Source organism: Microbacterium sp. lyk4-40-TSB-66 (genome assembly GCF_030209475.1).
GTDB lineage: Bacteria > Actinomycetota > Actinomycetes > Actinomycetales > Microbacteriaceae > Microbacterium.
The window spans coordinates 73,137-87,238 of the sequence record NZ_JARVRW010000013.1; the positions used below are offsets into that span (position 1 = coordinate 73,137).

Sequence of the window (14,102 nt, forward strand, 5' to 3'; positions counted from 1 at the left end):
GTCACAGCCTACCGAGCCAGGTGCGAGTGGATCGCCTCGGCGAGGGCCGGACCGATCCCGGGAAGAGCCGTGATCTCGTCGGGACTGGCGTCTTTCAGCGCCGAGACCGACCCGAAGTGCCGGAGCAGCGCCTTGATGCGGGTGTCGCCGAGCCCGGGGACCTCCGTGAGCACGCTGGTGATGTCGCGCTTGCGTCTCTTGCGCTGGTGCACGATGGCGAAGCGGTGGGCCTCGTCGCGCAGGCGCTGCAGCAGGTAGAGCGCCTCCGAGGTGCGCGGCAGGATCACCGGGTAGTCCTCCCCCGGCAGCCACACCTCTTCGAGTCGCTTCGCTATGCCGCACAGCGCGATCTCCTCGTGCCCGGCGTCGGCGAGCGCTCGGGCCGCCGCCGCGACCTGCGGCTGGCCGCCGTCGACGACGAGCAGTTGGGGCCGGTAGGCGAAGCGCGGACGTTTGCGTGCGGTGACGACCTCTCCGCCGGCAGTGGCCTGATCGGAGTCGGGGTCGGCGATGATCGCTCCCCCGACCGTTTCGGGCTCGATCTCTTCGGGGCGGTCGAGGTAGGCGAGCCGTCGCGTCAGCACCTGATACATCGAGTCGGTGTCGTCGGTGGTCTCGGCGACGCCGAACGAGCGGTACTGGTCTTTGCGCGGCAATCCGTCTTCGAAGACGACCATGGACGCCACGACGTTGGTGCCCGAGAGGTGCGACACGTCGAAGCATTCGATGCGCAGCGGCGCCTCGGTCATGCCGAGCGCCTCCTGCAGATCGGTCAGGGCCTGCGAGCGGGCGACGTAGTCGCTGGTGCGGCGCGTCTTGTGCAGCATCAGCGCCTGTTGCGCGTTCAGCGTGGCGGTCTTGAGCAGGTCGGACTTGCGTCCGCGCTGGGCGACCTGCAGGGTGACCGGGCGCCCGCGACGCTCGCGCAGCCACGCCTCCAGCTGCTCGGCGTCGTCGGGGAGTTCGGGCACGAGCACCTGCCGCGGGATGTCGGCGGCATCCGCATCGCCGTAGGTGCGCTGCAGGACCTGGTCGACGAGTTCGGCGCCCGAGATGTCGATCTCTTTCTCGATCGTCGTCGCCCGCACACCGCGCACGCGGCCGCCGCGCACGACGAAGTGCTGCACGGTCGCGGCGAGCTCGTCCTCGGCGATGCCGAACAGGTCGGCGTCGGTGTCGGAGGCCAGTACCAGGGCGCTCTTTCCGAGCACGGCGTCGATGGCCTGCAGACGGTCGCGGTAGTGGGCGGCCGACTCGTAATCCATGGCGGCCGAGGCCTCTTTCATGCGCGCGGTCAGATCGCGGGCGAAGCGCTGGTCACCGCCCGACATGAAGGCGATGAAGTCGTTCACCACGGCCCGGTGCTCGTCGATCGTCACCTTCATCGAGCACGGACCGCCGCAGCGACCGATCTGCCCCGGGAAGCACGGACGCCCCGAGGCCATCGCCTTCTTGTAGGAGGAATCGCTGCACGTGCGGATCGGGAAGACCTTGATCATCAGGTCGATCGTGTCGTGCACCGCCCACACCTTGGGATACGGGCCGAAGTACTTCGCGCCGCGGATCTTGTGGTTGCGCGTTACGATCACCCGCGGCGCCTCATCGGCGAGGGTGATCGCCATGAAGGGGTAGGACTTGTCGTCGCGGTAGCGCACGTTGAACGGCGGATCGAACTCCTTGATCCACATGTACTCCAGCTGGAGCGAGTCGACGTCGCTGGGCACGACCGTCCACTCGACGCTCGCAGCGGTGGTCACCATGCGACGCGTGCGCTCGTGCAGCGAGTACAGCGGTGCGAAGTAGTTCGACAGTCGCGCCCTGAGGTTCTTGGCCTTGCCGACGTACAGCACCCGCCCCTCGGCATCCCGGAAGCGGTAGACCCCCGGATTGGTGGGGATCTCTCCGGCCTTGGGGCGGTAGGGCAGCTGCGACATCCGTTCTCGGGATGCCACGGGTCAGCCCACCGCGCTCACGAGCTCCCGCTCGGCGCTGTCCGCGTCGAGTGAGGGGGCGTTGCGCTGCGTCCCCGTGCGCCCGGTCTCGAGGAGCTCGGCGAGGAAGGCGCCGGTGTGGCTTCCCTCGACCTTCGCGACCTGCTCGGGGGTGCCGGTCGCCACGATGGTGCCGCCGCCGGCGCCGCCCTCGGGTCCGAGGTCGATCACCCAGTCGCTGCTCTTGATGACGTCGAGGTTGTGCTCGATGACGATGACCGAGTTGCCCTTGTCGACGAGACCGTTCAGCACCTTCAGCAGCAAGGACACGTCTTCGAAGTGCAGACCCGTCGTGGGCTCGTCGAGCACGTAGATGGAACGGCCGTTGCTGCGGCGCTGGAGCTCGGTGGCGAGTTTCACGCGCTGAGCCTCGCCGCCCGAGAGGGTCGTGGCCGACTGGCCCAGGCGGACGTAGCCGAGACCGACGTCGACCAGGGTCTTGAGGTAGCGGTGGATCGCCTGGATGGGTTCGAAGAACTCCGCGGCCTCGGAGATCGGCATCTCGAGCACCTCGGCGATGTTCTTGCCCTTGTAGTGCACCGACAGGGTGTCGCGGTTGTACCGCTTGCCGTGGCAGACCTCGCAGTCGACGTACACGTCGGGCAGGAAGTTCATCTCGATCTTCAGCGTGCCGTCGCCCGAGCACGCTTCGCAGCGGCCGCCCTTGACGTTGAAGCTGAACCGACCGGCCTGGTAGCCGCGGACCTTCGCCTCGGGGGTCTCGCTGAACAGTGTGCGGATGCGGTCGAAGACGCCCGTGTAGGTCGCCGGGTTCGAGCGCGGGGTGCGCCCGATGGGGGCCTGGTCGACGTGCACGACCTTGTCCAGGTTGTCGAGACCGGTCACGCGCGTGTGCTTGCCGGGAACGCGACGCGCGCCGTTCAGCTTGGAGGCGAGGACCTCGTACAGGATGCCGTTCACCAGCGTCGACTTGCCCGATCCGCTCACGCCGGTCACCGCGGTGAGCACGCCGAGGGGGAAGTCGACCGTGACGTTCTGCAGGTTGTTCTCGCGCGCGCCGACGACGGTGACCTGACGCTTCTTGTCGATCTTGCGACGCTTCTTCGGCGCCTCGATCGCGCGACGACCGGAGAGGTAGGCACCCGTGAGGGATCCCTCGTCGGTCAGCAGCTCGGCGAGCGGCCCGGAGTGCACGACGTTGCCACCGTCGACGCCGGCGCGGGGTCCGATGTCGACCACCCAGTCGGCCGCGTGAATGGTCTCTTCGTCGTGCTCCACGACGATGAGGGTGTTGCCGAGGTCGCGGAGGGTCTCGAGCGTCTGGATCAGACGACGGTTGTCACGCTGGTGGAGTCCGATGGACGGCTCGTCGAGCACGTACAGTACGCCCGTCAAGCCGGAACCGATCTGCGTGGCGAGACGGATACGCTGCGCCTCGCCGCCCGAAAGGGTGCCGGCCGCGCGCCCGAGGCTGAGGTAGTTGAGCCCCACCTGCAGGAGGAAGTCGAGGCGCGCGCGGATCTCTCGCAACACCGCCGCGGCGATGGTGGCTTCGCGGTCGGTGAGGGTGAGCTCGGAGAAGAATGCGCGGGCGTCGGCGAGGCTCATGCGGGATGCCGCGGCGATGGAGGTGCCGTCGACCAGCACGGCGAGCACCTCGGGCTTGAGGCGGTCGCCGTCGCACACGGCGCACGGGACCTCGCGCAGGTACTCCGACCAGCGCTGGCGCTGCGCGTCGGACTCCGCCTGCAGGTACTGGCGCTCGATATAGGGCACGACACCCTCGAAACCCGACGAATAGCGCATCTCGCGGCCGTAGCGGTTCTTCCACTTGACCGTGACTTTGTAGTTCTCGCCGCGCAGCACCGCCTGCTGCACGTCGTGCGACAGCTTCTTCCACGGGGTGTCGAGCGAGAAGTCGAGGTCGCGTGCGAGTCCCTCGAGGAGGCGCTCGTAGTACTGGAAGAGGCCCTTGCCCTGCGTCGTCCACGGCAGGATCGCGCCGTCGCGGATCGAGAGCTCCTCGTCGCCGAGCATGAGGTCGACGTCGACCGACATGCGCGTTCCGAGCCCCGAGCAGACCGGGCAGGCGCCGAAGGGGGCGTTGAACGAGAAGGTGCGCGGTTCGATCTCGGTGAGCTGCAGCGGGTGCCCGTTGGGGCAAGACAGCTTCTCGGAAAACGACTGCCAGGCGTCGTCGCCCTCTTCGTCGACGTAGTTGACCTGCATGATGCCGCCCGCGAGACCCATCGCCGTCTCGACCGAGTCGGTCACACGGCTGAGGTTGTCTCCGGATGCCACGAGTCGGTCGACGACGACGGCGATGTCGTGCTTGTAGCTCTTCTTCAGCGTCGGCGGCTCGGCCAGCTGGATCAGATCGCCGTCGACGACCGCGCGCGCGTAGCCCTTGGCGCTGAGCTCTTTGAAGAGGTCGACGAACTCGCCCTTCTTCTGTGAGACGACGGGGGCGACGATCTGATATCGGGTGCGCTCCGGCAGTTCCATCAGCTGGTCGGCGATCTGCTGGATCGTCTGACGCTGGATGCGCGCCCCGCAGTCGGGGCAGTGGGGAACGCCGACGCGCGCCCAGAGCAGACGCATGTAGTCGTGGATCTCGGTGATCGTGCCGACCGTCGAGCGCGGGTTGCGGTTGGTCGACTTCTGGTCGATCGAGACCGCCGGGCTGAGTCCCTCGATGAAGTCGACGTCGGGGCGGTCGACCTGCCCGAGGAACTGGCGCGCGTACGCGCTCAACGACTCGACGTAGCGGCGCTGGCCCTCGGCGAAGATCGTGTCGAAGGCGAGGCTCGACTTGCCCGAGCCGGACAGGCCGGTGAAGACGACGAGGGAGTCACGTGGGATGTCGAGGTCGACGTTCTTGAGGTTGTGCACGCGCGCGCCACGCACACTGAGCTTTCCGCTCGTACCTGAGGTGGCGGGCGAGGAGGGCGAAGAAACGGGAACGATCGGCACGTGTTAAGTCTAGGTCGGGCCTCCGACATCGGCCCCGGGTTCGCCCCGGGCGCACGGATGTGCGAGAGTGCGGCGGCGCCCGGCGGGCGTCACTCCCCCGCGCGGATACCGCCGGCGAACGGTGCGAGCCCGTCACGGAGAGCGATCAGCGCCTCCTCCGAGACACCCACCCGCGCCATGATCTGGCCGGGGACGGAGAGCGCAGATTCGCGCAGCGCGCGCCCCTCGTCGGTGAGCGCGATGTCGAGCACCCTCTCGTCGTCGGTGCGGCGGGTGCGATCGACCCGCCCCTGCGCCTCGAGACGCTTGACCAGCGGAGACAGCGTGGCCGGTTCCATCGCCAACTCGGCGGCCAGCGCCCCGAGAGTGCGCGGCGACCGCTCCCACAGGGCGAGCATGACCAGATACTGCGGGTGCGTCAGGCCGAGCGGCTCGAGCACGGGACGGTAGATCGAGACGACGTTGCGCGCTGCCGTGACGAGGGCGAAGCACACCTGGTTCTCCAGCTCCAACGGATCCTGCACGCCCGACCTCCTCAATAGTTAGTACACTAATAATCATGACACGAAGGGATGCCGATCGCCCACCGCTCCGTGAGCGTGTGCGCGAAGCGGGCGGCTGGTACCAGTACCTCAATACGCGACTCATCCGCGTCGCCGGACCCGCTTCGGTCGGCCCCTACGAGACGACGCCGGAGCCCGTCCGCACGGGCCGCCCGTGCCCCCTGTGCGGTCACCCGATGACGGAGCACAGCGTCGACCGGTCCGGGCCGAAGCCCCTGCTGCACTGCCCCTGAGTCAGGCGACCTGCCGGTCGGCCGTCACCCGAGCTGCGGGCGCCCCGCCTCGTCCAACGGCCATCCCGGGTTGACCGCGATCTCCCACGGGTGTCCGTCGGGGTCGACGAAGACTCCGGAGTACCCACCCCACGGTGTCGGTGCACCCGCCCGCGCCAGCCGCGCCCCCGCCGCCACGGCCCCGGACAGGATCACGTCGACCTGTTCCGCCTCGTCGACGTTGTGGGCCAGGGTCACGCCACCCCACCCGCCGCCGTCGTCGACGCCCGAGTCCTCGGCCAGTTGATCGCGACTCCAAAGGCCGACGACGAGACCACCCGTATCGAAGAACGCCACCTCGCCCTCGACGGACGAGGGGTGCGCCCTCCATCCGAGCGCGCCGTAGAACGCGATCGAGCGCGAGAGATCGCGCACTCCCAGGGTGACGAGGGTGATCCGTTGGTCCATGCGCGGCTGCGGGCTCAGGCGTGCCCGGCACGTTCCATCGCTCGAAGCTCTTTCTTCATGTCCTGCACCTCGTCGCGGAGACGCCCGGCGAGCTCGAACTTCAATTCCGCCGCCGCCGACAGCATCTGCTGCGTGAGATCGGCGATGGTCGATTCGAGCTGATCCGCGCCCTCGGCGGCGATCCCCGTCCTGCGCAGCGACGGTGTCGGCGACTTGCCCTTGCCCGCCTTGTCGTTGCGCGCGAGGAGCTTCCTCGTGTCGGTGGCTTCGCGGTTCAACACCTCGGTGATGTCGGCGATCTTCTTCCGCAGCGGCTGCGGGTCGATTCCGTGCTCGGTGTTGTACGCGACCTGCTTCTCGCGACGCCGCTCGGTCTCGTCGATCGCGTTGCGCATCGAGTCGGTGATCTTGTCGGCGTACATGTGCACCTCGCCGGAGACGTTTCGCGCCGCACGTCCGATGGTCTGGATGAGCGACGTCCCGCTGCGGAGGAAGCCTTCTTTATCGGCGTCGAGGATCGCCACGAGCGAGACCTCGGGCAGGTCGAGCCCCTCTCGCAGCAGGTTGATGCCCACCAGCACGTCGTAGACACCGGCGCGCAGTTCGGTCAGCAGCTCGACGCGTCTGAGGGTGTCGATATCGGAGTGCAGGTACCGCACCCGCACGCCGTGCTCCCCCAGGAAGTCGGTCAGCTCTTCCGCCATCTTCTTGGTCAGGGTCGTGACGAGCACGCGCTCGTCGCGTTCGACGCGCACACGGATCTCTTCGAGCAGATCGTCGATCTGGCCCTTCGACGGCTTCACGATGATCTCGGGGTCCACCAGACCCGTCGGACGGATGATCTGCTCGACGACCCCGTCGGCGATGCCCATCTCGTATCGACCCGGCGTCGCCGACAGGTAGACGGTCTGACCGACGCGCTCTTTGAACTCATCCCACCGCAGGGGGCGGTTGTCCATGGCGCTCGGCAGCCGGAACCCGTGCTCCACCAGCGTGCGCTTGCGCGACGCGTCGCCCTCGTACATGGCCCCGATCTGCGGCACCGTGACGTGCGACTCGTCGATCACGAGGAGGAAGTCGTCGGGGAAGAAGTCGAGCAGCGTGTGCGGCGGATCGCCGGGCATGCGACCGTCCATGTGACGCGAGTAGTTCTCGATGCCTGAGCAGAAACCGAGCTGCTGCAGCATCTCGAGGTCGAAGGTCGTGCGCATGCGCAGACGCTGCGCCTCGAGGAGCTTGCCCTGCGACTCGAACTCTTTCAGGCGCTCCTCGAGCTCGTGCTCGATCGTGCCGATAGCGCGCTGAACCGTCTCGGTGCCGGCGACGTAGTGCGACGCCGGGAAGATCGGCACGGAAGCCATCTTCTCGATGACGTCGCCCGTGAGCGGGTGCAGCGTGTAGAGCGCCTCGATCTCGTCGCCGAACATCTCGATGCGGATCGCGTACTCCTCGTACACCGGGATGATCTCGATCGTGTCGCCGCGAACGCGGAAGTTGCCGCGCGAGAAATCGACGTCGTTGCGGTTGTACTGCATCGAGATGAACTTGCGGATGAGCGCGTCGCGGTCGTACCGCTCCCCCACCTGCAGAGCGACCATCGCGCGCAGGTACTCCTCGGGCGCACCGAGGCCGTAGATGCACGACACCGTCGACACGACGATCACGTCGCGGCGCGACAGCAGCGAGTTGGTGGTCGAATGGCGCAGACGCTCGACCTCGGCGTTGATCGAGGAGTCCTTCTCGATGAAGGTGTCGGTCTGCGGCACATAGGCCTCGGGTTGGTAGTAGTCGTAGTACGAGACGAAGTACTCGACGGCGTTGTTGGGCATGAGTTCGCGGAACTCGTTCGCCAGCTGCGCCGCGAGGGTCTTGTTGTGCGCGAGCACCAGCGTGGGGCGCTGCACCTGCTCGACCAGCCAGGCCGTCGTCGCCGACTTGCCGGTACCGGTCGCACCCAGCAGCACGACGTCGGTCTCGCCGGCGTTGATGCGACCGGCGAGATCGGCGATCGCCTGCGGCTGGTCGCCGGAGGGCGAGTATTCGCTGATGACCTCGAAGGGACGGACCGAACGCGTTGCCTGCATGATTCCAGCGTAGGCGGGACCTCCGACATCGGGGGCGGGTTGTGTTCGCCGGGCGCGAGCACGAGGGCGCGGAAGGCGTTCTCCGCCCGTCAGCGAGGGCGCGTCACGCGGTCCCAGAGGTCGTCGACCTGGCGCCGAGTGGCATCCAGGCTCGCCCCCGTGTCGATGACCACGTCGGCGAGGGCGAGACGCTCCGCATCACCGACCTGCGATCCGATTCGGGCGCGCGCATCCCGTTCGCTGAGTCCGCGGATCTCGACGAGGCGGCGCACACGTTCCTCCACCGGCGCATGGGCGACGACGACCAGGTCCCAGGCATCCCCGGCCCGTGCTTCCGCGAGCAGCGGCACGTCGTAGACGACGACGGCATCCGGATCGGCGGCGAAGGCCTCGTCGAACCGCCGCTGCGATTCGACGCGCACGGCGGGGTGCACGATCTCGTTGAGCGCGGCGAGCCGGTCGGGGTGACCGAACACCAGAGCGCCGAGCGCCGGGCGATCGAGCGCACCGTCATCGCGCAGAACTCCTGAGCCGAACTCCGCGGCGATCGCCGCCAGCACCGGGGATCCGGGCACCTGCACCTCGCGGACGATCGCGTCCGCGTCGATGACGACGGCTCCGCGGGCGGCGAGAGCGGTCGCGATGGTGGACTTGCCCGAGGCGATTCCGCCCGTCAGCGCGAGAAGAGGCATTCGACGAGGATGCCACACCGCGGGCGCAGGAGACCGGACCCGGCCGCCCGACCCCACGCCCTCAGAAGCCGAAGTCTCCCCCGAAGTCGCCGCCGAAGTCCGCTCCGACGTCACCGCCCGCGCCGGGGTCCACCCCGCCGGCGTCGACGGCCCCCGCATCGCCCGCACCCGCCTCGCCCGCCCCGGCACCATCGGCGTACCCCGCGTCGTATCCCGGGTCGAACATCGCGCCCACGAGCGCCGAGCCCACGACGTATCCGCCGATCGTTCCGAGCATCGACGCGCCCAGCATCGAGCCGAAGCCCGGGCCGCCCGAGAACGACCGGCCCCCGAATGTGCGCTCCATGAAGCCGGGCTGCGAGTACTCGGCACGGGTCGCGGCGCGCGCGAGCGTTTCGGGCCGGTCGTCTGCGGGACGCTCGGAAGGTGCGAGCCCCGAAGAGAGGTCCTGCAGCACCTGCTGACGCTGCGCGGGCGTCAGCTTGCCGAACGCCTCGGCGTGCACCTGCTCCACCGTCTCGGGCGGGGCCGTGCGCAACAGGTAGCGGTAGCGGTCGACGGCCTGTCGGTCCTCGTCGGAGCCGGATGCCACGGGCTCACCGCCGCCGGCCGGTGGCGGTGCGTATCGGCCGTCGGCGTCGCGCAATCCGCTCGCCGCGCCGCGCGGCGCCGGCGATGCGGCCGAGCGCTGCGGCGACTCGTCGCCGGACCCGAAGAGTCGATCGAGGAATCCCATGGTGCCTTACCTCCCACATCGTGTGCGGCCCACGCTAGACGGCCCGCCGCAGCACCCGGGAGGGCTTGCCGCCCGCACGGACAGATGTTCCCTCACCCACGCCGGGCGATCGCCTCGCTCACCCACCGGGCGTACCGCGCCCACGGGTCGTCGACGCCTGCGGCGACACCGGCGACGTGGGCGTCGAGGGCCGCGGACCGCCGGAACCATTCCGTACGACCGAACCTCTCGTCGGCGAACAGCGCATGACGGCGCCGCTCGACCAGCCTGTCGCCCTGCTCGAAGGCGAGGAGCTCGTCGTGCCAGATCGCGGCCAGCCGCTGGCGCGGCCGCGCGGTGGTGCCGATCTTGATGCGGTCCTCGAACCGCAGGTAGTACACGACGTCGACGCGAGGCGGAGGCAGTTCGTCATCGACGGCGTCGCCGTGCCGCCATTCGCACACCGCGCACAGCCACCCGCTCGGCCACCGCACACCGAGCCGCGATCCGCACAGCCGGCACGGTGTCGGCAGGACGTCGGTCACGCCGTCGTGCGCCGTCGTCCACTCGGCGCTGACGGCGGCGTGCCAGTCGCACAGGGGCACGGGCGCCGCGGGGTCGACGGCGCCGGCGCACGTGTCGACGAGGCAGACGGGGGCGGACATGCGCTCACGCTACGCCCGACCCCCGACATCGATCACTCGTCGCTCTCGGGACCCTCCATCACCAGGAAGAGACCCGCGTACGGTCCGAGCTCGATCGAGAAGCTCTGCAGTTCGTCGACCCGCCCGAGCACGTCGCCGGAATCGGCATCCACCGCCGTGCTCTGGGGGACGAGGTATTCGGAGCGCACCGTGCCCTCGATCGTCTCGGCCGAGAAGTTCAGCACGGTGATCTGCAGCGGCGCGTCCTCGGCGCGACGGTCGCCGCCGTCGAGTCGGTGCACCATCACGAGCATGCTCGGGTGCCCCACCTGGGGGATGTCGACCTGCGACGCGATCGCGATGCCGTGCTCACCGCGGATGCGCAGCACGCCGCGCAGCCCCGCAAGGAACGACTGCGGGTCCGCCTGCTGGTCTCCGAGAGACCCATAGAGCGAGCGGGCGCGCGGCATCCCAGAGATCGACGACGCGGCGTCGGGGGCCACGTCGAGAAGGTCGTGGGCACCGCGCTCGATCCAGCGGGTGTCGCCGGAGGAGATGAGGTGGCGTACCTCGTCGGCGGGCAGCGTGAGAGAGCCCGTGAGGTCCCATCCCGACAGGGCGAACACCCCGGGCTGCCAGGAGTTGTACTTCGCCAGCAGCAGGTGCGCGTCACGGATGGCGGGGACGTCGGCCTCGGCGATGTCGTCAAGGGTCGCCTTGCCCTGCGTGGCGGCGATCAGGGATGCCGTCGTGCAGGCGATGCCGTTCTGGGTGAAGACGAGGTTGTAGTCGGCGTCCACCGTCAGCTTCTCGGTCAGTTCGGCGCGCACCATCTCGGCGATCTCCGCCCCCGAGTGCTCGACGTGCCGGAACGGATAGAGCGTGTCGCGGTGCGTGGTCGCCCAGTGGACGAGCTCGTAGGTCAGCTCGTCGTGGTTCTGCATGCCGTGCACGAGCTGCACCGGCTCGACGCCGGTCTCCAGCGCCGTGTTGAGGGCGAGGCGGAGGAACTCCGTGTTCGCCGTCGCCAGGGCGTGGTGGTACCCCGGGCGCGTGACGAAGTCGTACGACAGGTCGGCCCCGACCGCGCTGGTGTCGCGGATGTCCTCCATCGTCAGGTTGAGCTCCTGGAAGGTGAAGCCGCCCACCTTGCGCACCATGCCGGCGATGATGTGGTTGGCCGCGTGCGACAGCGGGTGCCCCTCCGACCACGCGGGCAGACCTTCCGCGCTCTTCTCCACGCCGAGGAAGCCGTTGGCATCCAGTCGGAGAGCGCTCGTACCGAGGTCGCCCAGGGAGTGAAGCGCGTCGCCGATGACCAGACGCATCCCCGCGAAGGTGGGGTCGAGCCAGTTGATCGAGGGCTGCCCCTCCTTGAAGTAGTGCAGGTAGACCCACCGGCGCTCGAGACCGTCGGTGCCGACGACGGGTGCCGTCGCGCTCCAGTTCGTCTCCTTCACGCCGGGCGTGTAGAAGATGACGCGCTGCAGCTCGCCGATGATGTATCCGCGCGCACTCAGCTCGCGCTCGGTGTCGGCGTCGAGGTTGACGGAGTCTCGCCCGGCGGGCACCTCGGGCAGCAGCTCCCAGTCTTCGCGGGGGATCTCGACCATGTGGTAGATCCCCGGATAGTCCTTGTACGCCATCTCGGCGAGGCGGAAGTCGGCGCCCTTACCCGTGTGACCGGGGACGATGTCGTCGATCACGCTGCCGCCGTGCGACTCCGCGACATCGGCCACGCGCCGGAAGGCGTTCTCGTCGCCGAACTCCGGGTCGATCTGCGTGCTGATGCGGTCGAAGTGACCGTCGACGCTCGGCGTCTCCTGCCATCCCGTGATTCCGCCCGCCCGCTTGACCGGGCCCGTGTGGATGCCGTTGATCCCCACCCACTCGAACGCCTCCCACAGCGCCTCATCGCCCAAGGCTTCGAGGAAGGATTCCCCCGGTCGGGTGATGAGCGAGATGGGATACGCCGTGAACCACACGTCGGTCGACTCGATGGCCCGCCGCGCGTCGGGACGCGCGTACGGGTTGCGCCACATCGACGGCTGACCCGACAGCTGACGGCTCAGGACGTCGGCATCCTTCAACATCGACTGCCGCACGAGCCACTCGACGTAGGACGGGTTGAGCCCGTTCGCATTGCGCGGATCCGTGAGGAAACGGCGCAACGTACCGCCGCGGAACTGGTCCCGCGGGCGCAGGCGCCTCGGCCGAGCCGGATATCGCTGCTCGTCGTAGCTGATCTCGGACAGGTTCTCGACCGCGTCCTCCGCATCCACCGGTGTCGACCCCATCATCTCGTCGTCCGTCATGCTGCGCTCGCCGGCATCGTCCACTCGCGACCTCCCTCACGTCCTCCTCGACGCTAGTCGGTCGGGACGATGATGCGCCGAGGCATTGACCTGGGCGCGGAAAGCACTGACTGCCCCGTCACTGCGAGGGCGACGACGCCGGACGCAGCGCCCAGAGCGCCAGCGCCATGGCCAGAACGCACATGGCCAGCACGGCTCCGAGGAACCACGGCCACCCGGCCGCGCCGAAGACGATGCCCAGCGCCCACCCGAACAGACTCGAGCCCGCGTAGTACCCCAGGTAATAGAGGGAGGATGCCTGGGCGCGCGCCTCCGGATGCGCGGCGACCGGCGTCCAGCCGGACGCCACGGCGTGCGCACCGAAGAATCCCGCGGTGAAGGCGACGAGCCCGACGACGACAGTGATGACGGCGGGCACGAACATCAGCGCCGCGCCCGCCGCCATCACGACGGAGCATACGAGCAGCACGGGCAGCCGTCCGTAGCGAACCGCGAGGGCGCCCGCGCGGGGCGACGAGACGGTGCCGGCCAGGTAGGCCAGGAACAGCAACGTCACCACGGTGGGCGCGAGCGCGAACGGCGGCGCGATCAGATGGAACCCGAGGTAGTTGTACACCGCGACGAAGGCACCCATCAGAAGGAAGCCCTGCGCGTACAGCGCGAGCTGCGCCGGCGACCGCAGGTTGATCCACAGACGCCGGCGGACCGACGGGCCGGGTGTCGTGCGGAGACGCCCCGGCACGAACCCGCGGGACGCCGGCACGAGGGTCAGGAAGAGAATCGCCGCGATCACGCACAACAGAACGACGGATGCCACCCCCCACCGCCATCCGATCGCCTCCGCCACCCAGCCCGAGACCACGCGGCCGCTGAGCCCGCCGACCGTGGTCCCCGCGATGTAGGAGCCCGCTGCCGCTGCGACGTAGCGCGCGTCGACCTCTTCGCTGAGGTAGGCGAGGGCGACGGCCGGCACCGCGCCGAGCGCAACGCCCTCGAGCAGACGCAGGGTGAGAAGGAGGCCGAGATCGTGGGCCAGGGGCGTGACGGCCCCGAAGATCGTCGCGGCGATGAGACCGATCGTCATCGCGGGCACTCGGCCGACGCGGTCGGCGACGATCGACCAGGGGATGACGGCGACGGCGAGGCCCAGGGTGGACGCCGACACGGTCAGAGCCGCCGCCGACGGAGTCGTAGGAACATCGGCGGCGATCGCCGGCAGGACAGCCTGTGTGGCGTAGAGCTGCGCGAAGGTCGCGACGCCACCGAAGAACAGCCCGATCAAGAGGCGGCGATACTCACGACCGCCCGGGACGTGGCCAGTGAAGTCGGTCACGTTTTCGAGCCTAGTTCCGCAGCGTGGGTACGACGAAGCGCCGGTGCGTGATCCCGGCTGGGGATCACGCACCGGCGCTGATGCCATGATGCGTACAAATGCGAAATGGCCACCCGGCGTTGGGTGGCCATTTCGTCTAAAGGAAGTCCGG

11 protein-coding genes are annotated in these 14,102 nt (G+C 68.9%); 1 reads left to right on the top strand and 10 read right to left on the bottom strand.

All coding sequences use genetic code 11. From position 1 onward, the window contains the following. Positions 1-8 precede the first annotated feature (8 nt). The 3 genes from uvrC to QRO03_RS15245 form a co-directional block, all read right to left on the bottom strand. Entirely contained in the window at positions 9-1,934 is a 1,926-nt protein-coding gene (gene uvrC / locus QRO03_RS15235) for an excinuclease ABC subunit UvrC (RefSeq protein ID WP_285138347.1), read from the bottom strand. Between the two features lie 21 nt (positions 1,935-1,955). After that, the gene (uvrA, locus tag QRO03_RS15240) at positions 1,956-4,925 is read right to left on the bottom strand and encodes an excinuclease ABC subunit UvrA (RefSeq protein WP_285138334.1); all 2,970 of its coding nucleotides are present in this window, start codon (positions 4,923-4,925) and stop codon (positions 1,956-1,958) included. Positions 4,926-5,014: 89 nt separating this feature from the next. Continuing rightward, the gene (locus QRO03_RS15245) at positions 5,015-5,449 is read right to left on the bottom strand and encodes a MarR family winged helix-turn-helix transcriptional regulator (RefSeq protein ID WP_285138335.1); all 435 of its coding nucleotides are present in this window, start codon (positions 5,447-5,449) and stop codon (positions 5,015-5,017) included. Between the two features lie 35 nt (positions 5,450-5,484). On the opposite strand from QRO03_RS15245, the gene QRO03_RS15250 reads away from it, so the two are divergent. Next, complete coding sequence (locus tag QRO03_RS15250; RefSeq protein WP_285138336.1) at positions 5,485-5,721, top strand: hypothetical protein; 237 nt, start codon at positions 5,485-5,487, stop codon at positions 5,719-5,721. Between the two features lie 24 nt (positions 5,722-5,745). Here QRO03_RS15250 and QRO03_RS15255 read toward each other — a convergent pair whose 3' ends face one another. The 7 genes from QRO03_RS15255 to QRO03_RS15285 all read right to left on the bottom strand — a co-directional run bounded on the left by QRO03_RS15255 (position 5,746) and on the right by QRO03_RS15285 (position 13,951). Then, complete coding sequence (locus tag QRO03_RS15255) at positions 5,746-6,168, bottom strand: VOC family protein (protein WP_285138337.1); 423 nt, start codon at positions 6,166-6,168, stop codon at positions 5,746-5,748. Between the two features lie 14 nt (positions 6,169-6,182). Next, the gene (gene uvrB / locus QRO03_RS15260; RefSeq protein WP_285138338.1) at positions 6,183-8,252 is read right to left on the bottom strand and encodes an excinuclease ABC subunit UvrB; all 2,070 of its coding nucleotides are present in this window, start codon (positions 8,250-8,252) and stop codon (positions 6,183-6,185) included. A gap of 89 nt (positions 8,253-8,341) precedes the next feature. Next, a complete protein-coding gene (coaE, locus tag QRO03_RS15265; protein WP_285138339.1) occupies positions 8,342-8,944 on the bottom strand; it encodes a dephospho-CoA kinase in 603 nt (200 codons plus the stop codon). 61 nt (positions 8,945-9,005) lie between these two features. Next, positions 9,006-9,680 (bottom strand): hypothetical protein, encoded by a 675-nt coding sequence (locus tag QRO03_RS15270; protein ID WP_285138340.1) that lies wholly within the window; start codon positions 9,678-9,680, stop codon positions 9,006-9,008. A 92-nt stretch (positions 9,681-9,772) separates the two neighbouring features. Next, the gene (locus QRO03_RS15275; protein ID WP_285138341.1) at positions 9,773-10,324 is read right to left on the bottom strand and encodes a GIY-YIG nuclease family protein; all 552 of its coding nucleotides are present in this window, start codon (positions 10,322-10,324) and stop codon (positions 9,773-9,775) included. A 32-nt stretch (positions 10,325-10,356) separates the two neighbouring features. Next, positions 10,357-12,600 carry a maltose alpha-D-glucosyltransferase gene (gene treS, locus QRO03_RS15280; RefSeq protein ID WP_285138348.1) on the bottom strand — a complete coding sequence of 748 codons (2,244 nt, stop codon included), beginning with the start codon at positions 12,598-12,600 and terminating at the stop codon, positions 10,357-10,359. A 136-nt stretch (positions 12,601-12,736) separates the two neighbouring features. Further along, positions 12,737-13,951: an MFS transporter gene (locus QRO03_RS15285; RefSeq protein ID WP_285138342.1), complete on the bottom strand. Its 1,215-nt coding sequence runs from the start codon at positions 13,949-13,951 to the stop codon at positions 12,737-12,739. Positions 13,952-14,102: the final 151 nt, after the last annotated feature.

What these genes read in the sequence shown, in the direction of transcription:
- uvrC (WP_285138347.1), bottom strand. Translation starts at nt 1,934, where the DNA reads ATGTCGCAGCTGCCCTACCGCCCCAAGGCCGGAGAGATCCCCACCAAT.
- QRO03_RS15250 (WP_285138336.1), top strand. Translation starts at nt 5,485, where the DNA reads ATGACACGAAGGGATGCCGATCGCCCACCGCTCCGTGAGCGTGTGCGC.
- QRO03_RS15255 (WP_285138337.1), bottom strand. Translation starts at nt 6,168, where the DNA reads ATGGACCAACGGATCACCCTCGTCACCCTGGGAGTGCGCGATCTCTCG.
- uvrB (WP_285138338.1), bottom strand. Translation starts at nt 8,252, where the DNA reads ATGCAGGCAACGCGTTCGGTCCGTCCCTTCGAGGTCATCAGCGAATAC.
- coaE (WP_285138339.1), bottom strand. Translation starts at nt 8,944, where the DNA reads ATGCCTCTTCTCGCGCTGACGGGCGGAATCGCCTCGGGCAAGTCCACC.
- QRO03_RS15270 (WP_285138340.1), bottom strand. Translation starts at nt 9,680, where the DNA reads ATGGGATTCCTCGATCGACTCTTCGGGTCCGGCGACGAGTCGCCGCAG.
- QRO03_RS15275 (WP_285138341.1), bottom strand. Translation starts at nt 10,324, where the DNA reads ATGTCCGCCCCCGTCTGCCTCGTCGACACGTGCGCCGGCGCCGTCGAC.
- treS (WP_285138348.1), bottom strand. Translation starts at nt 12,600, where the DNA reads ATGGGGTCGACACCGGTGGATGCGGAGGACGCGGTCGAGAACCTGTCC.